At 49.4% G+C, this 16,122-nt stretch carries 16 protein-coding genes; 11 read left to right on the top strand and 5 right to left on the bottom strand.

Features of this window, described 5'->3' with window-relative positions; genetic code table 11:
* Nucleotides 1-76: 76 nt before the first annotated feature.
* From H6F51_19385 to urtE, 4 genes are read left to right on the top strand one after another with little or no spacing between them, the layout of a single operon-like run.
* Nucleotides 77-1,237: a branched-chain amino acid ABC transporter permease gene (locus H6F51_19385; protein ID MBD1824635.1), complete on the top strand. Its 1,161-nt coding sequence runs from the start codon at nt 77-79 to the stop codon at nt 1,235-1,237.
* Nucleotides 1,238-1,249: 12 nt separating this feature from the next.
* Complete coding sequence (urtC, locus tag H6F51_19380) at nt 1,250-2,425, top strand: urea ABC transporter permease subunit UrtC (protein ID MBD1824634.1); 1,176 nt, start codon at nt 1,250-1,252, stop codon at nt 2,423-2,425.
* Entirely contained in the window at nt 2,385-3,140 is a 756-nt protein-coding gene (gene urtD, locus H6F51_19375; GenBank protein ID MBD1824633.1) for an urea ABC transporter ATP-binding protein UrtD, read from the top strand. The genes urtC and urtD overlap by 41 nt, the downstream gene beginning before the upstream one ends.
* A 6-nt stretch (nt 3,141-3,146) precedes the next feature.
* On the top strand, nt 3,147-3,899 hold the full coding sequence (gene urtE / locus H6F51_19370) for an urea ABC transporter ATP-binding subunit UrtE (protein MBD1824632.1): 753 nt from the start codon (nt 3,147-3,149) through the stop codon (nt 3,897-3,899).
* A 529-nt stretch (nt 3,900-4,428) separates the two neighbouring features.
* Here the strand turns inward: urtE and H6F51_19365 are convergent.
* Nucleotides 4,429-4,920, bottom strand: coding sequence for a hypothetical protein (locus tag H6F51_19365; GenBank protein ID MBD1824631.1), 492 nt, complete (start codon nt 4,918-4,920; stop codon nt 4,429-4,431).
* A gap of 236 nt (nt 4,921-5,156) precedes the next feature.
* Between H6F51_19365 and H6F51_19360 the strand changes: the two genes are divergently transcribed.
* Complete coding sequence (locus H6F51_19360; protein MBD1824630.1) at nt 5,157-6,137, top strand: NHL repeat-containing protein; 981 nt, start codon at nt 5,157-5,159, stop codon at nt 6,135-6,137.
* A gap of 291 nt (nt 6,138-6,428) precedes the next feature.
* On the opposite strand, the gene H6F51_19355 is transcribed toward H6F51_19360, so the two are convergent.
* From H6F51_19355 to H6F51_19345, 3 genes are all read right to left on the bottom strand, one after another.
* Nucleotides 6,429-7,139, bottom strand: coding sequence for a bacteriorhodopsin (locus H6F51_19355; GenBank protein ID MBD1824629.1), 711 nt, complete (start codon nt 7,137-7,139; stop codon nt 6,429-6,431).
* A 276-nt stretch (nt 7,140-7,415) separates the two neighbouring features.
* Nucleotides 7,416-8,051 (bottom strand): bifunctional phosphoribosyl-AMP cyclohydrolase/phosphoribosyl-ATP diphosphatase HisIE, encoded by a 636-nt coding sequence (locus tag H6F51_19350; GenBank protein ID MBD1824628.1) that lies wholly within the window; start codon nt 8,049-8,051, stop codon nt 7,416-7,418.
* A gap of 27 nt (nt 8,052-8,078) precedes the next feature.
* Nucleotides 8,079-9,806, bottom strand: coding sequence for a CBS domain-containing protein (locus H6F51_19345; protein ID MBD1824627.1), 1,728 nt, complete (start codon nt 9,804-9,806; stop codon nt 8,079-8,081).
* 99 nt (nt 9,807-9,905) lie between these two features.
* Between H6F51_19345 and psbZ the strand changes: the two genes are divergently transcribed.
* The 3 genes from psbZ to H6F51_19330 all read left to right on the top strand — a co-directional run bounded on the left by psbZ (nt 9,906) and on the right by H6F51_19330 (nt 11,944).
* Nucleotides 9,906-10,094 carry a photosystem II reaction center protein PsbZ gene (psbZ, locus tag H6F51_19340; protein MBD1824626.1) on the top strand — a complete coding sequence of 63 codons (189 nt, stop codon included), beginning with the start codon at nt 9,906-9,908 and terminating at the stop codon, nt 10,092-10,094.
* Between the two features lie 113 nt (nt 10,095-10,207).
* A complete protein-coding gene (locus tag H6F51_19335; protein MBD1824625.1) occupies nt 10,208-10,783 on the top strand; it encodes a 6,7-dimethyl-8-ribityllumazine synthase in 576 nt (191 codons plus the stop codon).
* A 144-nt stretch (nt 10,784-10,927) separates the two neighbouring features.
* The gene (locus tag H6F51_19330; protein ID MBD1824624.1) at nt 10,928-11,944 is read left to right on the top strand and encodes a sulfate/molybdate ABC transporter ATP-binding protein; all 1,017 of its coding nucleotides are present in this window, start codon (nt 10,928-10,930) and stop codon (nt 11,942-11,944) included.
* 13 nt (nt 11,945-11,957) lie between these two features.
* Here the strand turns inward: H6F51_19330 and hpnJ are convergent, their stop codons facing one another.
* Nucleotides 11,958-13,403 carry a hopanoid biosynthesis associated radical SAM protein HpnJ gene (gene hpnJ / locus H6F51_19325; protein ID MBD1824623.1) on the bottom strand — a complete coding sequence of 482 codons (1,446 nt, stop codon included), beginning with the start codon at nt 13,401-13,403 and terminating at the stop codon, nt 11,958-11,960.
* A gap of 299 nt (nt 13,404-13,702) precedes the next feature.
* Here hpnJ and H6F51_19320 point away from each other — a divergent pair, with 299 nt between their 5' ends.
* The 3 genes from H6F51_19320 to H6F51_19310 are packed head-to-tail and all read left to right on the top strand — an operon-like array spanning nt 13,703 to nt 16,110.
* Nucleotides 13,703-14,290, top strand: a complete 588-nt coding sequence (locus H6F51_19320; GenBank protein ID MBD1824622.1) for a TetR/AcrR family transcriptional regulator — start codon at nt 13,703-13,705, stop codon at nt 14,288-14,290.
* Nucleotides 14,287-15,459 carry an ABC exporter membrane fusion protein gene (locus H6F51_19315; GenBank protein ID MBD1824621.1) on the top strand — a complete coding sequence of 391 codons (1,173 nt, stop codon included), beginning with the start codon at nt 14,287-14,289 and terminating at the stop codon, nt 15,457-15,459. Before H6F51_19320 ends, H6F51_19315 begins: the two co-directional genes overlap by 4 nt.
* 33 nt (nt 15,460-15,492) lie before the next feature.
* Nucleotides 15,493-16,110: a GNAT family N-acetyltransferase gene (locus H6F51_19310; protein MBD1824620.1), complete on the top strand. Its 618-nt coding sequence runs from the start codon at nt 15,493-15,495 to the stop codon at nt 16,108-16,110.
* Nucleotides 16,111-16,122 lie beyond the last annotated feature (12 nt).

Genomic DNA, 16,122 nt, shown 5'->3' with positions numbered 1-16,122 from the left:
TGGGGGGAGAAGTCAGTTTTTTCCCCGCTCCCTACTTTCTACTTTTAGGGAACACGATTTAGACACGGAGAAAGCTTTGCTGTCAGGACTTTTAAACGGGATCTTCAGTGGTGTTAGCGTCGGCTCGGTGTTGTTGTTGGCAGCATTGGGACTGGCGATCGTCTTCGGGCTGATGGGCGTGATCAACATGGCTCACGGGGAGTTGATGATGCTCGGTGCTTACACAACCTTTGTGGTGCAGAATGCGCTCAGACCAATGGGTGGGTTTTGGTTTGATATCTACATCTTTGTAGCTCTAATTGCGGCGTTTATCGTTACGGCGCTGTTTGGCATTGTTCTAGAACGGGGCGTGATTCGATATTTGTATGGGCGACCGCTTGAAACATTGCTGGCGACTTGGGGCGTGAGCTTGATTCTGCAACAGTTGGTGCGGAGCGTGAGTTGGCAATTAGTCACGCTGGTGGCGATGTTCTGTGTGCTGTTTTTTGGCGCATTGTGGATTCTGGCACGTCGTCCGAACTATGAGCAGATTCGCGGCTGGTCGATCGCGCTGTTGCTGCCGCTATCGGCTGCCATCGCAATTGTCACGGGCAACACGGTCGGACAAATCTATGGGTTAGCCGTCACCAAACCTTGGTTTGGCGCACAGAACGTCGATGTCACCGCTCCACGTTGGCTGCGGGGGGGATTGTCGATCGCGGGAACACAGCTATCGTATGCGCGAATTTTCATTATTGTGTTGACGATCGCGGCTGTGTTCGGCGTGTATTGGTTCTTGAACAAAACGTCTTGGGGTTTGAGAATTCGGGCGGTGACTCAAAATCGCAGTATGAGCGCTTGTCTTGGAATTCCGACTCAGAAAGTGGATGCGCTGGCATTTGCGCTGGGATCAGGACTGGCAGGAGTTGCGGGCTGTGCGGTGAGCTTGTTGGGATCAGTCGGGCCAAACACGGGACAGAACTATATTGTGGATACGTTCATGATTGTGGTCGTGGGTGGCGTTGGAAAGCTGGTCGGCAGCATTATTGCAGCTCTAGCGATCGGCACTGCTAACTACATCATCGGATCGAATGTGTTAGTCGATATGTTTAGCTTCTCTCCGCAACTGTCTGAATTTTTCAAATTTTTCTCGACGATCAGCATGGCAAAGGTGATGGTGTTTGCATTGATCATTGTGTTTCTGCAATTCCGTCCGGCTGGGCTATTTCCGCAGAAAGGACGAACCGTGGATGCTTAGGGAGAAGTTGACGTGAATAAAGAAGCGCCTTGGTGGAAGCAGCGATCGTTTTTAATTGAAGCGGGACTCGTCGTGGTGATCGCGCTCGCGCTCATTTACATTGTGCCGAATTTGCTGGTTGGCATTGGGCAAGGGTTTCGAGTCGGATTGTTGGGGCGGTTTTTAGCGCTGGCGATCGTGGCTTTAGGAATCGATTTGATTTGGGGCTATACCGGAATTCTCAGTTTGGGACACGGCTTGTTTTTTGCGCTGGGTGGCTATAGTTTGGCGATGTTTTTGCAGTTGCAGATTCCGGCTGGACAGTTACCTGACTTTTTTACACTGTATGGTGTGACTGAGCTTCCGGCGTTTTGGCTGCCGTTTTACTCGCTCCCGTTTACCGTATTTGCGATCGTGTTGTTGCCTGCGATCGTCGCGGCGGTTCTCGGTTATTTGGTGTTTCGTAACCGACTTCGCGGCGTTTATTTCTCGATTCTGACGCAAGCGGCGTTGATTGTGTTTTTTAACTTCTTCAACGGTCAGCAAAAGCTGATCAATGGTACGAACGGCTTGAAAACCGATACGACAACCTTTATGGGTCAAACGGTTGGCGATCCGCCGTTGCAGTGGGCGTTTTATATCCTAACCGTTTGGCTATTAGTTGGGGCTTATGCGCTGTGTCGGTGGCTGACGAGCGGCAGGCTGGGAAGGCTATTGGTTGCGATTCGAGATGATGAACCCCGGCTGAGATTTTCTGGCTATAACCCGACTGTGTTTAAGGTGCTGGTGTTTGCGGTTTCTGCTGCATTAGCAGGGGTTTCGGGGGCATTGTTTACGGTGCAGTCTGGGATCATTTCACCAAAAGCGATGGATATTGCGTTTTCGATCGAGATGGTGATCTGGGTGGCGGTTGGGGGTCGTGCGAGTTTAGTCGGCGCGATTCTGGGCGCACTGATTGTCAACTTCGCGAAAAGCATTCTCAGCGAACAGTTTCCGCAGTTCTGGTTCTTTTTCCAGGGCGCATTGTTCCTGATCGTGGTGACGGTGGTGCCGGGCGGACTGATTGGGTGGCTGCGTACCGATGGAGTGGAGCTAGTTCGATCGCGGTTCTTGGGCAAGCGCAGATTAATGACCTATCCCAGCTTAGAAGAAGATCCGGAGGTGCAATATGAGCGAGAAAATCTTACAAATCGAAAATCTGACGGTTAGTTTTGATGGCTTTAAGGCGATCAATAATCTCAACTTTGATCTCGATCGGGGCGAGTTGCGCGTTGTAATCGGACCGAATGGAGCCGGAAAAACAACGTTCCTAGATACCATTACAGGCAAAACGCAGCCGACGGTTGGAACGGTTTATTTCAAAGGGCGCAATACCAAAGGCTTGAAAGAGCATGAGATCGCTCGGTTAGGTGTCGGGCGCAAGTTTCAGACTCCGCGTGTTTATCTCAATCTCACGCCCCGCGAGAATTTGGAACTGTCTTGCACTCGTGATAAAAATCTGTGGAATGCGATCGTCGGTAAGCGTCCGGTTGCAGAACAGCGCACTGTATCGGGATTGCTGGAGACGATCGGGCTTGACCTCAAAGCCGATATCAAAGCGGCATTGCTCTCTCACGGCGAAAAGCAACGCCTAGAGATTGGAATGCTTGTAGCTCAATCACCGGAATTGCTCTTAGTCGATGAACCTGTCGCGGGGCTCACCGACGAAGAAACTGAGAAAGTTGGAGATTTACTTTTGGCGCTGGCTGAAAGTCATTCGATCGTCGTGATTGAGCACGATATGGAATTCGTTAGACAAATTGCTCGGAGAGTGACGGTACTTCATCAAGGCAGTGTCTTATGTGAAGGCACAATGGACGAAGTACAGAACGATCCGCGAGTGATTGAGGTTTATCTGGGTCAACAAGAAGATCACGCTGCTTAGAACACTATGAGCTACACGAACACCACGCTAGAGCCAATGGAATTCAGTACAACAGCGCCAACGCTGCAAGTTTCTGATCTGAATGTGTATTACGGAGAAAGCCATATTCTTCGCGGCGTTGATATGACGGTGCAGCCGGGCAAAATGGTTTGTCTCATCGGGCGAAATGGGGTCGGTAAAACGACGCTGCTGAAGTCGATCATGGGATTGCTGAAACCACGATCGGGATCGATCATGTTCGCTGGAGAACCCGTCACCGCGAAGTCTCCGGATCAACGCGCTCGTCTCGGAATTGGCTACGTTCCACAAGGGCGAGAAGTGATTCCGCGCCTGACGGTGAAAGAGAATCTGATTCTCGGACTTGAAGCGCTCCCGAAGCGGAAGAAAACGGCTGAGATTCCCGATGAGATCTTTGAACTGTTTCCGGTACTGAAAACGATGCTGTGGCGGATGGGCGGGGACTTGAGCGGCGGACAACAGCAGCAACTCGCGATCGCGCGTGCCTTGATGGGTCAGCCGAGATTACTGGTGCTGGATGAACCGACCGAAGGGATTCAACCGTCGATTATTCTGGAAATCGAAGCGGCTGTGCGTCGGATTATCGAAACGACTGGGATTTCGGTTTTGCTGGTGGAGCAGCATTTACATTTTGTGCGCCAAGCAGATTGGTACTATGCGATGCAGAAAGGTGGAATTGTGGCATCGGGTTCGACCGCCGAACTGAGTAAAGACGTGGTGCAGCGATTTTTGGCGGTTTGATTTTGATCGGCGTTTGATCCTGGGGGGTTTTTGCTTTGTTGCGTGGTGGGTTGCCCCCTAAATCCCCCACTCGTGGGGGACTTTGAGCCATAGAGCGAGGTTTCGGTTTTTTAGAGCAAGGTTTTGATTTTTTAGACTCACGTTTCGGTCTTTTAGAGCAAGGTTTTGATTTTTTAGAGCAAGGTTTTGATTTTTCACAGCAAGGTTTTGATTTTTTAGAGCAAGGTTTTGATTTTTCACAGCAAGGTTTCGGTTTTTTAGAGCAAGGTTTTGATTTTTTAGAGCAAGGTCGCTGTAAACGATCGCAAGTGTCCTGTTCAAAAAAGAAACGCTCCTACCGCGAAGATAGGAACGCTCTCATACCAAATCAGTCTGTTAATGCTACAGATCTTTCGCCCCCTAAATCCCCCATTCTGGGGGACTTTGAGAATCCGAAACAGATTTAGGCTTGAAGTCCCCCAGAATGGGGGATTTAGGGGGCACGACTGAGCATCAACGAAGCGAAAAAATCCGTCGAACTAACGTTAGATTAAGCGGGTGTCGCCTCCAATTCTGCGCTAGTCTCAGCCGCCTCTTTCTTATTGCGACGCGCAAACTGCTGCTTTAGTTGATTCACAACAATCTTCATGCCAGGCTGATCGTCATGCGATTTGACCGAATCATAGACTTTCAGCGCTGCAACATACGCTTCACTGTGGGCAGCAAGATAGGTGTCATCGACCAAGCTATGCAGTTCAGTCAATGCCATCAACACGGGATAGAGATCCTCGACCAAGCGGATATCTTTCTGCATTTCCTCAACGTTGAACGATCGCGGTAAACAGTCCGTATGTTGCTGTGCGGCATCCAAGCAATTGAGCATAAAGCCACGACCCCGATCGCCTGTTTTCGGTAGGCTCTTGCGTTCTTCTTTCGACAAATGCACCAGAAAGGGCATCGCTTGTTTAATCGTGTCGATCGCGCTCATGATCTGCTTGCGGTCTTCGGCGCTTAAGGTGGCACTGATCCGATTGGTTGTCATATTTAATACTTTTGAACTCGATTAATATCTAAGTAGCTTAATTGATTAGCGATCGTCGAAGGGGTGAGACACCCTGAAATCGCTTCTTTGGTGCGCTTCGCTCCGAAGCCGTATATATTTTCTTTTACCCATACGATTCTTACGCGGATTTACAGAGGTCGCGAAACAAAATCTCGCTTAAATGGCAGTAGTCGCTACTCAGAGCAGGGGTGGCGAGTTCTCTACGATGAGCAAACATGTCTATAAATACAACAGCCCCCACGATCGCACCATCTCCAAAAAGACGATCGACGATCGCAAAACTGGGAGTCGGAGCGATCGCAGGTTCAATCCTGTTAGGTGCGATGCAAACAGAATCTGCGATCGCGCTTTCTTACGCTTCCATACCCACCACTTTTGCAACAGGTCTCAACCGTTCTTATGGCATCGGAGTTGCCAGCAATGGTGATGTGTTGGTCGCGAATTTTGGCAACAGTACCGTGAGTCGCTTTAGCAGCACAGGTACCTCCCTAGGCACCTTTGGCTCCGGTTTCAATGGTCCTCTTGACATTGCGGTTGCCAGCAATGGTGATGTGTTGGTCGCGAATTATAACAGCAGTACCGTGAGTCGCTTTAACAGCATTGGCAACCCCCTGGGCACCTTTGGCTCCGGTTTCACTAATCCTGCTGGCATCGCGTTTGCCAGCAATGGTAATGTGTTCATCTCAAACAATAGCGGTACCGTGAGTCGCTTTAACAGCGCTGGTGGCTCCCTGGGCACCTTTGCCTCCGGTTTCAGCGCTCCTCGTGACATTGCGGTTGCCAGCAATGGCGATGTGTTGGTCTCGAATGCTGGCGGCGGCGTGAGTCGCTTTAACAGCGCTGGCACCTCCCTGGGCACCTTTGGCTCCGGTTTCAGCGGTCCTTGGGGTATCGTCATCGACAGCAGTGGCGATGTGTTGGTCTCGAATTTTAGCGGCGGTACCGTAACGCGGTTTAGTAGCAGTGGTACTTTACTGCAAACTCTCACTGGCTTAAACCAACCCGCTAGCATGGCGATCGCGAGCAATGGGGATCTCTTAGTCGCAAACCACGGTAATAACTCCGTTTCTCGCTTTGCGGTCGCGACTCCTGTACCCTTCGGCTTCACACCGATTTGGGGATTCCTGTCGCTCGGCATTCGTCCGTTGATCAAACGCTTCAAGCCGCGCAAGCTGGCAACGGTGGCGGCAAAGTAGACAGTTTGTTTCGGGGATGAGGGTGGCAGGTTGCTTGCAGTTCTTCGAGTCGCAAATTCAACTTGCCCCCGAACTGCCGCTTGAGCATCCTTGACGCTAATACGACGTGATACCCAATTGATTTTTGAGTGCGACAGATCTTGGAAGCCCCCTAAATCCCCCACGAGTGGGGGACTTCAAGCCTAAATCTGTTTCGGGTTCTCAAAGTCCCCCAGTATGGGGGATTTAGGGGGCGAAGAATCTGTCACATTAATAAATTGATTCGGTATGAGAAGCTCTATCGAACTCACGTTAACGCGACATCTCAACACGATCGAACTCCGTCTGTCTCACGTCCGCCTGCTCTAATTTCTGCAACGAACTCAGCGCCAAAAATCCAAATCCCACTTTTGCCGCGACATCGAGAATGGTATAAAACGCCGTCTCAGTTGTGCTGTTGATGACGTTAATTCCAGTTCTGGCAAGAATCCACACGACCGGATACAGCGACCAAATGACTAAATGTACGGTAAGCAAGCGGTTAAACACAGACTTCGATCGTGGATAAGTGTCGATCGCTTGATTACGATAATGCTTCAACAATAAATACGCCAGTCCCAAATAAAAACCACAACTGACGATATACCAAAGATTTGTAATCGGCTTCGGCGAAATCGCCGCCACAAACCCCGTCGCAATCATCAACACATCCGCCCCGATCATGCTGGCGAGAATAATCGGTTTCGTTTTGCCCAAATAGCTCAGTAACACGAGCGTCAACGGAGTCGAGAATGTCCAGGTGATATAGCGCACCCAAAAAGTGGGACGATCGAAGATCACATTAAACCCTTGGCGCTGCGTCATTGCGAGATATAGCACTGCTGCGATCGCGCAGATAAAGAAGTTCAGCACATAAACGATTTGCCAGCGATCGTTTTTCGCTCGTTCTGCTCCAAATCCGAAAAAGATTGCTCCTGCGGTCATACTGAGACAACCGAGCCACAGCCATGCTTGTTGTGTCATTGCGCCCTACTCTGAGAATGGTTTATCAACATCAGTTCGACGGATATCTTCGCTTCGTTCCTGCTCGGTCGTGCCCCCTAAATCCCCCACTCGTGGGGGACTTTGAAAGCTAGGGAACTCCTCAGCCTGAGACATTGCTGTTCTCTAAGTCCCCCAGAATGGGGGACTTAGGGGGCAACCCGCAGATCTAAACGTAGCCAAAAATTTGTGTCGAACTCACATTTATTAGAACTGTAGAGCGTGTTTAACTGAAATACCTCTGACCGACGAATGACGTTATCGCCGTTCTTGCAGCTTGCGATACACCGCTTTGAGATCGACATTGTGATGAGCCAGCGCCACCAGCGTATGGAAGAACAAATCTGCGGCTTCTCCGGCGATCGCCTCTTTGTCATCGTCTTTACAAGCCATCACGACTTCTGCCGCTTCTTCTCCGATCTTTTTGAGAATTTTGTTATCCCCGCCTGCAAATAAGGTTCGAGTGTAAGATCCTTCAGTTGGATTATCACGACGATCGCACACCACCCCAAACACTTGCGACAACGTATCCGCAGGCGGCGGTGTAACCTTGCCATCGACTTGATGAAAACAGCTTCGCTCTCCGGTGTGACAAGCAATATCCCCGATTTGCTCAACCGTGACGAGTAGCGCATCACTATCACAGTCGTATCGAATCGCTTTCACCTTTTGCGTGTGTCCTGAGGTTGCGCCTTTGTGCCAGAACTCTTGGCGCGATCGACTCCAAAACCAAGTCTCTCCCGTAGAAAGCGTTTTCTGCAAAGATTCCTGATTCATCCACGCCATCATTAACACGGTGCCATCGAGGTAGTCTTGAACGATCGCAGGCACTAAACCACGATCGTCGTATCGAATTGCATCGGTGGGAATTGAATCAGCAAAAATCGGAGCCATAAAGGAGTTGTGCAATCAGGGCATTTTTCAGTTTAGCGGGTAATGTTCGGCTAGATACTGTTCGGCAGTAGCGCGATCGCAAATCTCGCCGTCCAAGGTCGCCTTCAGCAACTCTTCAAGCATCAATTTGAACTGTTTACCGGGTTTGTAGCCGATCGCTTTTAGATCTGAACCATCAAGCGGTGCTTTCACCTGTAACCAAACCGTGAAATATTGCCAGATTGATCGACGCAGCGATCGCGTTCCTCGTGCCGCAACTAATCCCAGCGTTTCAGAATCAAACGGTTTCAACAATTGCACGATCTGACTGGGTTTCTCACACTGCGGTAATTTTTGCCCGATCGTTTGCTCAATTTCGCAGAGATGAGCTAATCGCTGAATCGCATCCTGCGGTAGCTGTAGCGTTTGGGCAACGATTGCGCGGTCATCGATTCTCGCAATCAGCACCTCTAATAACAATTGCCAATGCGGAATCGAAAAATCATATCGCTGGAACCGATCCGCCCATTTCAACTGTCGCCAAAGTTCGCGATCGAGCTTCAAGTGTGGATGAATGCAAACCAAGGCATCGAGATCGGCTAACTTTCGGATCGCCGCTTTCCAATAAGCCGCTTGCAAAATGTACTTCAGTTCCGACCTGAGCCGACTTTGCAACGCTGGAACAGGACGATTGCGAAACTGATAAACTCCGGATGCGATCGCATGACGAATATACATTTCCGTTTGCGGCTCAATCTCAAATCCCAACCGCACCGCAAACCGGACGGCTCGATAAATTCGAGTCGGATCTTCGATAAAACTATTCGGATGTAAAACGCGAATTTGTTTCGATCGTAAATCCGCCACACCTCCAAAGAAATCGAGAAGTTCTTGCGATGCCTCTGGCGCACGGGTACGTGTTCGTGGCTCGGTCAATCTCAACGCCAACGCATTGATCGTAAAATCCCGACGGTAAAGATCTTGTCGAATTGAACTCGATTCGACCTCCGGATTGGCGGCTGGATACAAATAAAATTCAGTCCGCGCTGTAGCAATATCAATCCACAGCGAACCCAACTCCAGATCATTGTGCCAAAGTACCGCCGCCGTTTGAAACTTCCCGTGAATCTCCAGTCGGGCTTGCGGGTAAATCGCCTGAAGTGCTTTCGCTAACTCAACTCCCGCCCCCACATCCGCCGATCGATGAAACCCATCCACCACCATATCAATATCGCTCAAACTGACTTCAGCATCCGGATCAGCAAGAAGCAAATCCCGCACCGCACCCCCGACTAGATAAAGATGCCATCCCCGCGCTTCAGCCGCTTGAGCCGCGATCGTCAAAATTTTCTGAAACGGCACCGCCAGCCGCTCTAATTGCAGCAATTTCGGCGCAGCTTGAATCTGTCGCAGCACATCAGTTCGCGTCACAATCCCCACTAATTGCCCGCGATCGATCACCGGAAGCCGCCCGATATCATACGTTCCCATCAACGCTTGAATCTGGGACATCGGCGTATCAGGCGCGATCGTTCTTACCTGCGTCACCATCACCTTCTCCACAGGCACCTGCTTCAACCCGTGATGCGCCGCCAACTCCACATCCCGTCGTGAAACGATCCCCACCAATCGATCGCCCTCGACGATCGGCAATCCCGAATGTCCGTAGCGCAGCAGCAGCTTTTGTGCCTCCTCGATCGTCGTCTCCGGTCGAATCGTCCGCACCGGCGACGACATCAACTCGCGGGCAGATTGCTCTGGATTGATATGAGGCATAGAATCGCGTCCGCCTTTTCTGATAACGTACTATTCAGGACTTTCGATCGCGTCTTAAGAACATTGAGACACTAAAAACGCTGTTTTAGGGAGAGACACATGACCTTTATTTTCCAGCTAGCGCTGTTGGCACTGGTTCTATTCTCGTTTGTGATGGTCGTTGGCGTTCCGGTCGCTTATGCAACGCCGCAAAACTGGGATACCTCCAAGAAATTGCTTTATCTTGGTTCGGGCATCTGGTTCATTCTAGTGATTACGGTCGGCGTTTTAAATTATCTTGTGACCTGAGTTCTGCATCAACTGGGGAAGAATTCAAGCTTCATCCCCAGTTTTTTCAGTTCATTCTGTAGAGTGTTGTAATGACTGCGTAGCTATCGCGTCTTGGGACTCGGACTAAAACAATGACTATTTTTGAAGGAACGTTCGCTCAGAGTGAGTCGCTACGGTTTGCGATCGTGGTCGGTCGCTTTAATGATTTGGTGACAACGCGCTTGCTCGAAGCTTGTCAAGATTGTCTGAAGCGTCATGGCATTGATGTTAATCCCCAGGGAACGCAAGTCGATTATGCTTGGGTTCCGGGCGCGTTTGAGGTGCCACTGGTGGCGCGTCAATTTGCGCTCTCCGGTCGCTACGATGCAGTCATTTGTCTCGGTGCGGTGATTAAAGGACAAACGCCTCACTTTGATCATGTTTCGGCAGAAGTCTCGAAAGGAATCGCGGCGGCAGGATTTCAGACGGGCGTTCCGGTGATTTTTGGAGTGCTGACCACGGATACGATGCAGCAAGCGATCGAACGCGCTGGAATCAAGAGCAATCTCGGTTGGGAATACGCTATGAGCGCGATCGAGATGGCAAGCTTGATGCGGCAAATCCGCGCCGGGGGAGAAATGCCGTCCGCGCAGTCCAGCATCACCGCAGCTTCGATTCCGCAGGCGACGCTCTCCCCAGCACACAGCGAGAGCCAGAACGCGCGCTAAACAAGTTTGGATTTAAACACAATTCAGGGTGTCTCATCGGAGATACCTTTTTAATTTTGCGAGGTCTTAGAAAACGATCGCAGCTTTATGCTATAAAACTACAGTAATCTTGTCGGAAAACCGGGATTCCTTGAGGTCATTGCTGTGGGTATCGTAGTACAGGACGTTTCTAAACGCTTTGGGAGCTTTCAAGCGGTCGATCAAGTCAGTTTAGAAATTAAGAGTGGTTCGCTGGTGGCGCTGTTAGGCCCGTCAGGGTCAGGTAAATCGACGCTGTTACGCTTGATCTCAGGCTTAGAAAGTCCGGATTCCGGTCGGATTTTTCTCACCGGCGAAGATGCCACCGATCGCAGCGTCCAAGACCGCAACATTGGCTTTGTGTTCCAGCATTACGCCCTGTTCAAGCATCTGACTGTACGGAAAAACATCGCCTTCGGCATGGAGATTCGCAAGTATCCTCCTGATAAAGCGAAAAAGCGAGTCGAGGAGCTGCTGGATTTGGTGCAGTTAGGGGGAATGGGCGATCGCTATCCGTCTCAACTCTCTGGCGGTCAACGGCAACGAATCGCCCTGGCTCGCGCTCTAGCCGTCGAGCCGAAAGTGTTATTGCTCGATGAACCGTTCGGAGCGCTCGATGCCAAAGTGCGGAAAGATTTGCGGGCTTGGCTGCGACGATTGCACGATGAAGTCCATGTCACGACCGTATTTGTGACGCACGATCAAGAAGAAGCGATGGAAGTCGCAGACGAAATCGTCGTGATGAATAAAGGCAAGGTTGAGCAAATCGGAACGCCTGCGAATGTTTATGATCATCCGGCAACTGCGTTTGTGATGAGCTTTATTGGCCCTGTGAATGTGTTGCCAAGTTCGTCGCGAATTTTCCAAAATAACGGCTTTGACTCCGCACATCCTGAAATGTTCTTGCGTCCGCATGATGTCGTTGTAGAAACGTCTCCGAATGGTTCGACGGTTTCCGCACGAGTCACGCGATTAATTCACTTAGGTTGGGAAATTCAGGCAGAATTGACGCTCGATGATGGTCAAGTGGTGACGGCGCATTTAACCCGCGATCGTTTTGATGAGTTGAATCTTTCGCCCGATCAGCGCGTTTATGTCAAACCCAAAGACGCGAAGTCCTTCCCGCTGTACTACTCGATTTAGGTGAGAGCGGCTCTCAAGAATGCACAGACTGCTTCTGAGCTTGGGCACGACGCTCTTTCAGATAATCAAAGAATTCACGACCTTCTCGTAAGCGTCGAATCAGCATTTGGCGATCGCTCAGCATTTCCCGCACAATCGGGACGATTGCTTTCGGTCGAAAATAGAAGCGACGATACATCTGCTCGACCGCAGCTTCAATGTCTGCACTCGACAGCGAGGGATAATGCAAAGTTGAAGTTTGAATGCCTGAATCCGTCACCATTGCGGCATCGCTGAACCAGCCGTTCGCTTGCGCTTGGGCAAACAGTTCAGTCCCCGGATATGGAGCTGCGATCGACACTTGAATTGTATGCGGATTGATTTCACAAGCAAATCGAATCGTTTCTTCGACTGTTTCAGGCGTTTCGATCGGCAGCCCGATAATGAATGTGCCGTGTACAGTAATGCCTAAGTCGTGGCAATTTTTCATAAATTGTTTTGCGACTTCGAGCTTCACACCTTTGCGGATATTATTGAGAATCTCTTGATTACCTGACTCAAATCCAACCAGCAGCAACCGTAAACCATTGTCTCGGAGTTGCTTCAAGGTGTCGTAGTCGAGATTTGCACGAGCGTTACAGCTCCAAGTCAGCTTCAAGCGCTTCATATGTTCGCTAATCGCGATCGCTCGATGCTTGTCAATGGTGAAGGTATCGTCATCAAACATGTATTCGCGCACACGATCGCCAAAAATTGCTTTCGCTTCCTCCATTTCCCGCCCAACGACATCAGGACTCTTAGCGCGGTATTGATGTCCGCCGATCGTTTGAGGCCAAAGACAGAACGAGCATTTTGCAGGACAACCGCGACCCGTATAGAAAGAAATGTAAGGATGTAGCAGATAGCCGATGAAGTATTTGTTGATATCGAGATCACGATCGTAAGTCGGGAGAACACTCGGCATCTGATCCCAATCGTGAATCAGGGCGCGATCTTTGTTGTGGTGAATCGTGCCAAATTGATCCCGATAGCTCAGACCATCAATCTGATCCCAAGGTTTCCCTTCTGCGAGTTCTTTGCAGGTGTAGTCGAACTCATGCCGACAGACAAAATCAATAATCGGGTGCTGCTCTAACGTTGGCTCTGGTAACACGGCAACATGAGCGCCAATCAGTCCGACTTGAGTGCCAGGATTTTGTGCTTTGATCGCGGCAGCAACTTTAGCATCATTTGCAAGTGTTGGCGTGCTGGTGTGCATGATCACCAGTTCGTAGTCTTTAGCGATCGCTAAGATATCCTCAAGCGTTTGATGATGAGGGGGTGCATCTACAAGACGGCTTTCTGGAACGAGAGCAGCAGGCTGAGCGAGCCAGGTTGGGTACCAAAATGAAGTGATTTCTCGCTTTGCTTGATACCGGGCACCTGCACCGCCATCAAACCCATCAAAGGAAGGTGGACTAAGAAATAAAGTTTTTTTCATCGCCGCTTCGCACCTCAAGTTGATCACACTATCGAGAATAGTAAGCGAATCTTTTGACTTGAGCAATCTTCGAGCGGATTTAGGAGCGATCGCCTAAAGAAGATGCAAACTGCATCTCAAACAATTTTCTAAAGGGGGTTTACAAACAGAAATTTATGAGACAGAATTTATAACAAGCGTTCGATATAAATAGAACGATCGAGCAAGGATCGTCAAAGAACAATTGCAGAAGACATCGGGGGTTTCTCAATGTTTAACCAGTAAAATATATCGAATGTTCGATATCTGAATTCACCTGTATGCCTAAGGTTGTTGACCACGATCGCTATCGCAAGGAACTGTTAGTTAAGTCGTTTGATCTGTTTGCAGAGAAAGGATATGCCGCGATCACAATGCGGCAAATTGCTCAAGGGTTAGGTGTTTCGACTGGAACGCTGTATCACTACTTTCCGAGTAAGGAGGCATTATTCGAGCAGTTACTAAAAGAACTATCTGAGTTAGATATTCGCAATTTTTCGACTCGGTTAGAAGGAAAGGACCTTGCAGAGCAAACTCAGGCTGCATTTGCAATATTTGAGGAGCATCGAGACTACTTTCTAAAACAAACATTGCTGATGGCAGACTTTTACCAACATCAGCAACGAGAAGGAAAAGAAGTCAGCGAAGTCTTCAGACGGATTTGTGACCAAGCTGAAAAGATCATGTCTGAAATGCTTGGAATTGATAATCCACAAATCTTGCTCTTCATGATGAGCGTTGTTGATGGATTATTACTGCAAGAACTTTATGGACATCGAAAGATTGATTACCAAGCACAAGCGAAATTGTTATCGGAAATGCTAACGCTGTACTTAGAGAAACACAACCTGAAACCAAAAAAACCATGAGTCTTGACATCTTTCTGAAACCTAAGAATCGTCTTTGGATTGGAATTGGGATTGCTACACTGATTACAGGTGGAACGTCATTTTATGTTGTTTCTCAATTCACTCCGAAGCCTGCCGCTCTGCCTGTCGAAACCGCTCCAACTGTTAAGAAGATTGCTGCCTTGGGACGACTAGAACCTGGATCTGAGGTGATTCGGATCTCGGCTCCGATCGCGCTTGATGGAGATCGCGTAGCCCAACTCTTGGTTAAGCAGGGAGATCGAGTCACGAAAGGTCAGGTAGTTGCGATTTTAGATTCACGAGATCGCTTGCAAAATGCGCTCGATCAAGCCCGTGAACAGGTACGAGTTGCCCAAGCCAAGCTTGCCCAAGTCAAAGCAGGCGCAAAGACGGGAGAGATTGAAGCCCAGCAAGCCGCGATTACTCGCTTGCAAGCCGATCGCCAGGGTGAAATTGCAGTTCAAGCCGCAGAAGTCAAACGTTGGCAATCTGAAGCCAGAACCGCACAAGCAGAGTTCGATCGATTCAATCAACTCTATCAGCAAGGTGCGATCGCAGCGTCTAACTTAGATAGTAAACGTCTTGCACTTGACACAGCACAATCCCAACTGAGACAAGCCCAAGCGAAACAAAGTCAATCTGCGAATTCACTCGAAGCACAGTTAACCGAAGCAAGAGCTACATTAGATCGAATTGCAGAAGTGCGCCCTGTGGATGTTCAGACGGTTGCCACTGAGGTAAGTAGCGCGATCGCAGCAATGAAACGTGCTGAAACCGAACTAGAGCAAGCCTACATTCGTGCGCCGATGGCGGGTCAGATTCTCAAAGTTCATACCCGCAGTGGCGAAAAGATTAGCGACTCTGGCGTTGCAGATTTAGCACAGAATGATCAGATGGTGGCAGTGGCTGAAGTTTATCAAAGTGATATTGCCAATGTGAAAGTTGGACAGGCAGCAACAATTACAGGGCAAGCCTTTACTGGAGAATTGCAGGGAACTGTTTCTGAGATTGGATTGCAGGTGGACAAGCAGAATGTGTTTAGCAATCAACCCGGAGAAAACCTCGATCGGCGGGTCATTGAGGTAAAAATTCGCTTAACTCCAGAAGCAAGCAAGCGAGTTTCGAGCTTAACCAATTTACAAGTTCAAACCTCAATTCTGCTGAACTAACGGATAACGAACGTTCGATTTAAGGAGAAAGAGATGGACATTGTTAAGTTGAACCCGTCAGAGTTTGCGATCGCATCGAATCAACTCGCAGCTGCTTTTAGTCAAGATCCACTTATTGGGCAGTTTTTACCCGAAGAAAGTACCGCAAAGCAAACGGCTCTAAAGCAAATCAGTCAAGCCATGCTCAATTATGGGCAATCGTACAACCAGATCTATACGACTGCCGAATATCCCAAAGGAGTTGCAATGTGGCTGCCTCCGGAGGCTGCTCGAATTACCCTATCTCAACTGTGGCAAGTCGTGACATCAGGATTGCTCTTTGTCCCGTTTTATCTGCGTTGGGATCGCATTCTTGATTTTGCTTCGTTTATCGGTACAGAGATTCGATTGCACGATCGCACCGCTTCAGAACCGCATTGGTACTTAGCGATGTTAGGAGTGTCGCCTGAATGTCAAAGTCAAGGCATTGGTGGACAGTTACTTCAGCCCGTTTTGCAAGAAGCCGATCGTACAAAACTACCTTGCTATCTAGAAACCTCAACCCCAGGCGGAGTGCGATTTTATCAGCGTCATGGCTTTGTGATTGCTCATCACGGAACCTTTGCAGGTCGTGATTACTGGGCAATGAAACGTTCACCTCAAGAAGCATAACAGGGGAATTCA

It is taken from the genome of Cyanobacteria bacterium FACHB-DQ100, from assembly GCA_014695195.1.
GTDB lineage: Bacteria > Cyanobacteriota > Cyanobacteriia > Leptolyngbyales > Leptolyngbyaceae > Leptolyngbya.
Note: the sequence above shows the minus strand (reverse complement) of the source record. Positions and strands in the feature narration are given on the sequence as shown.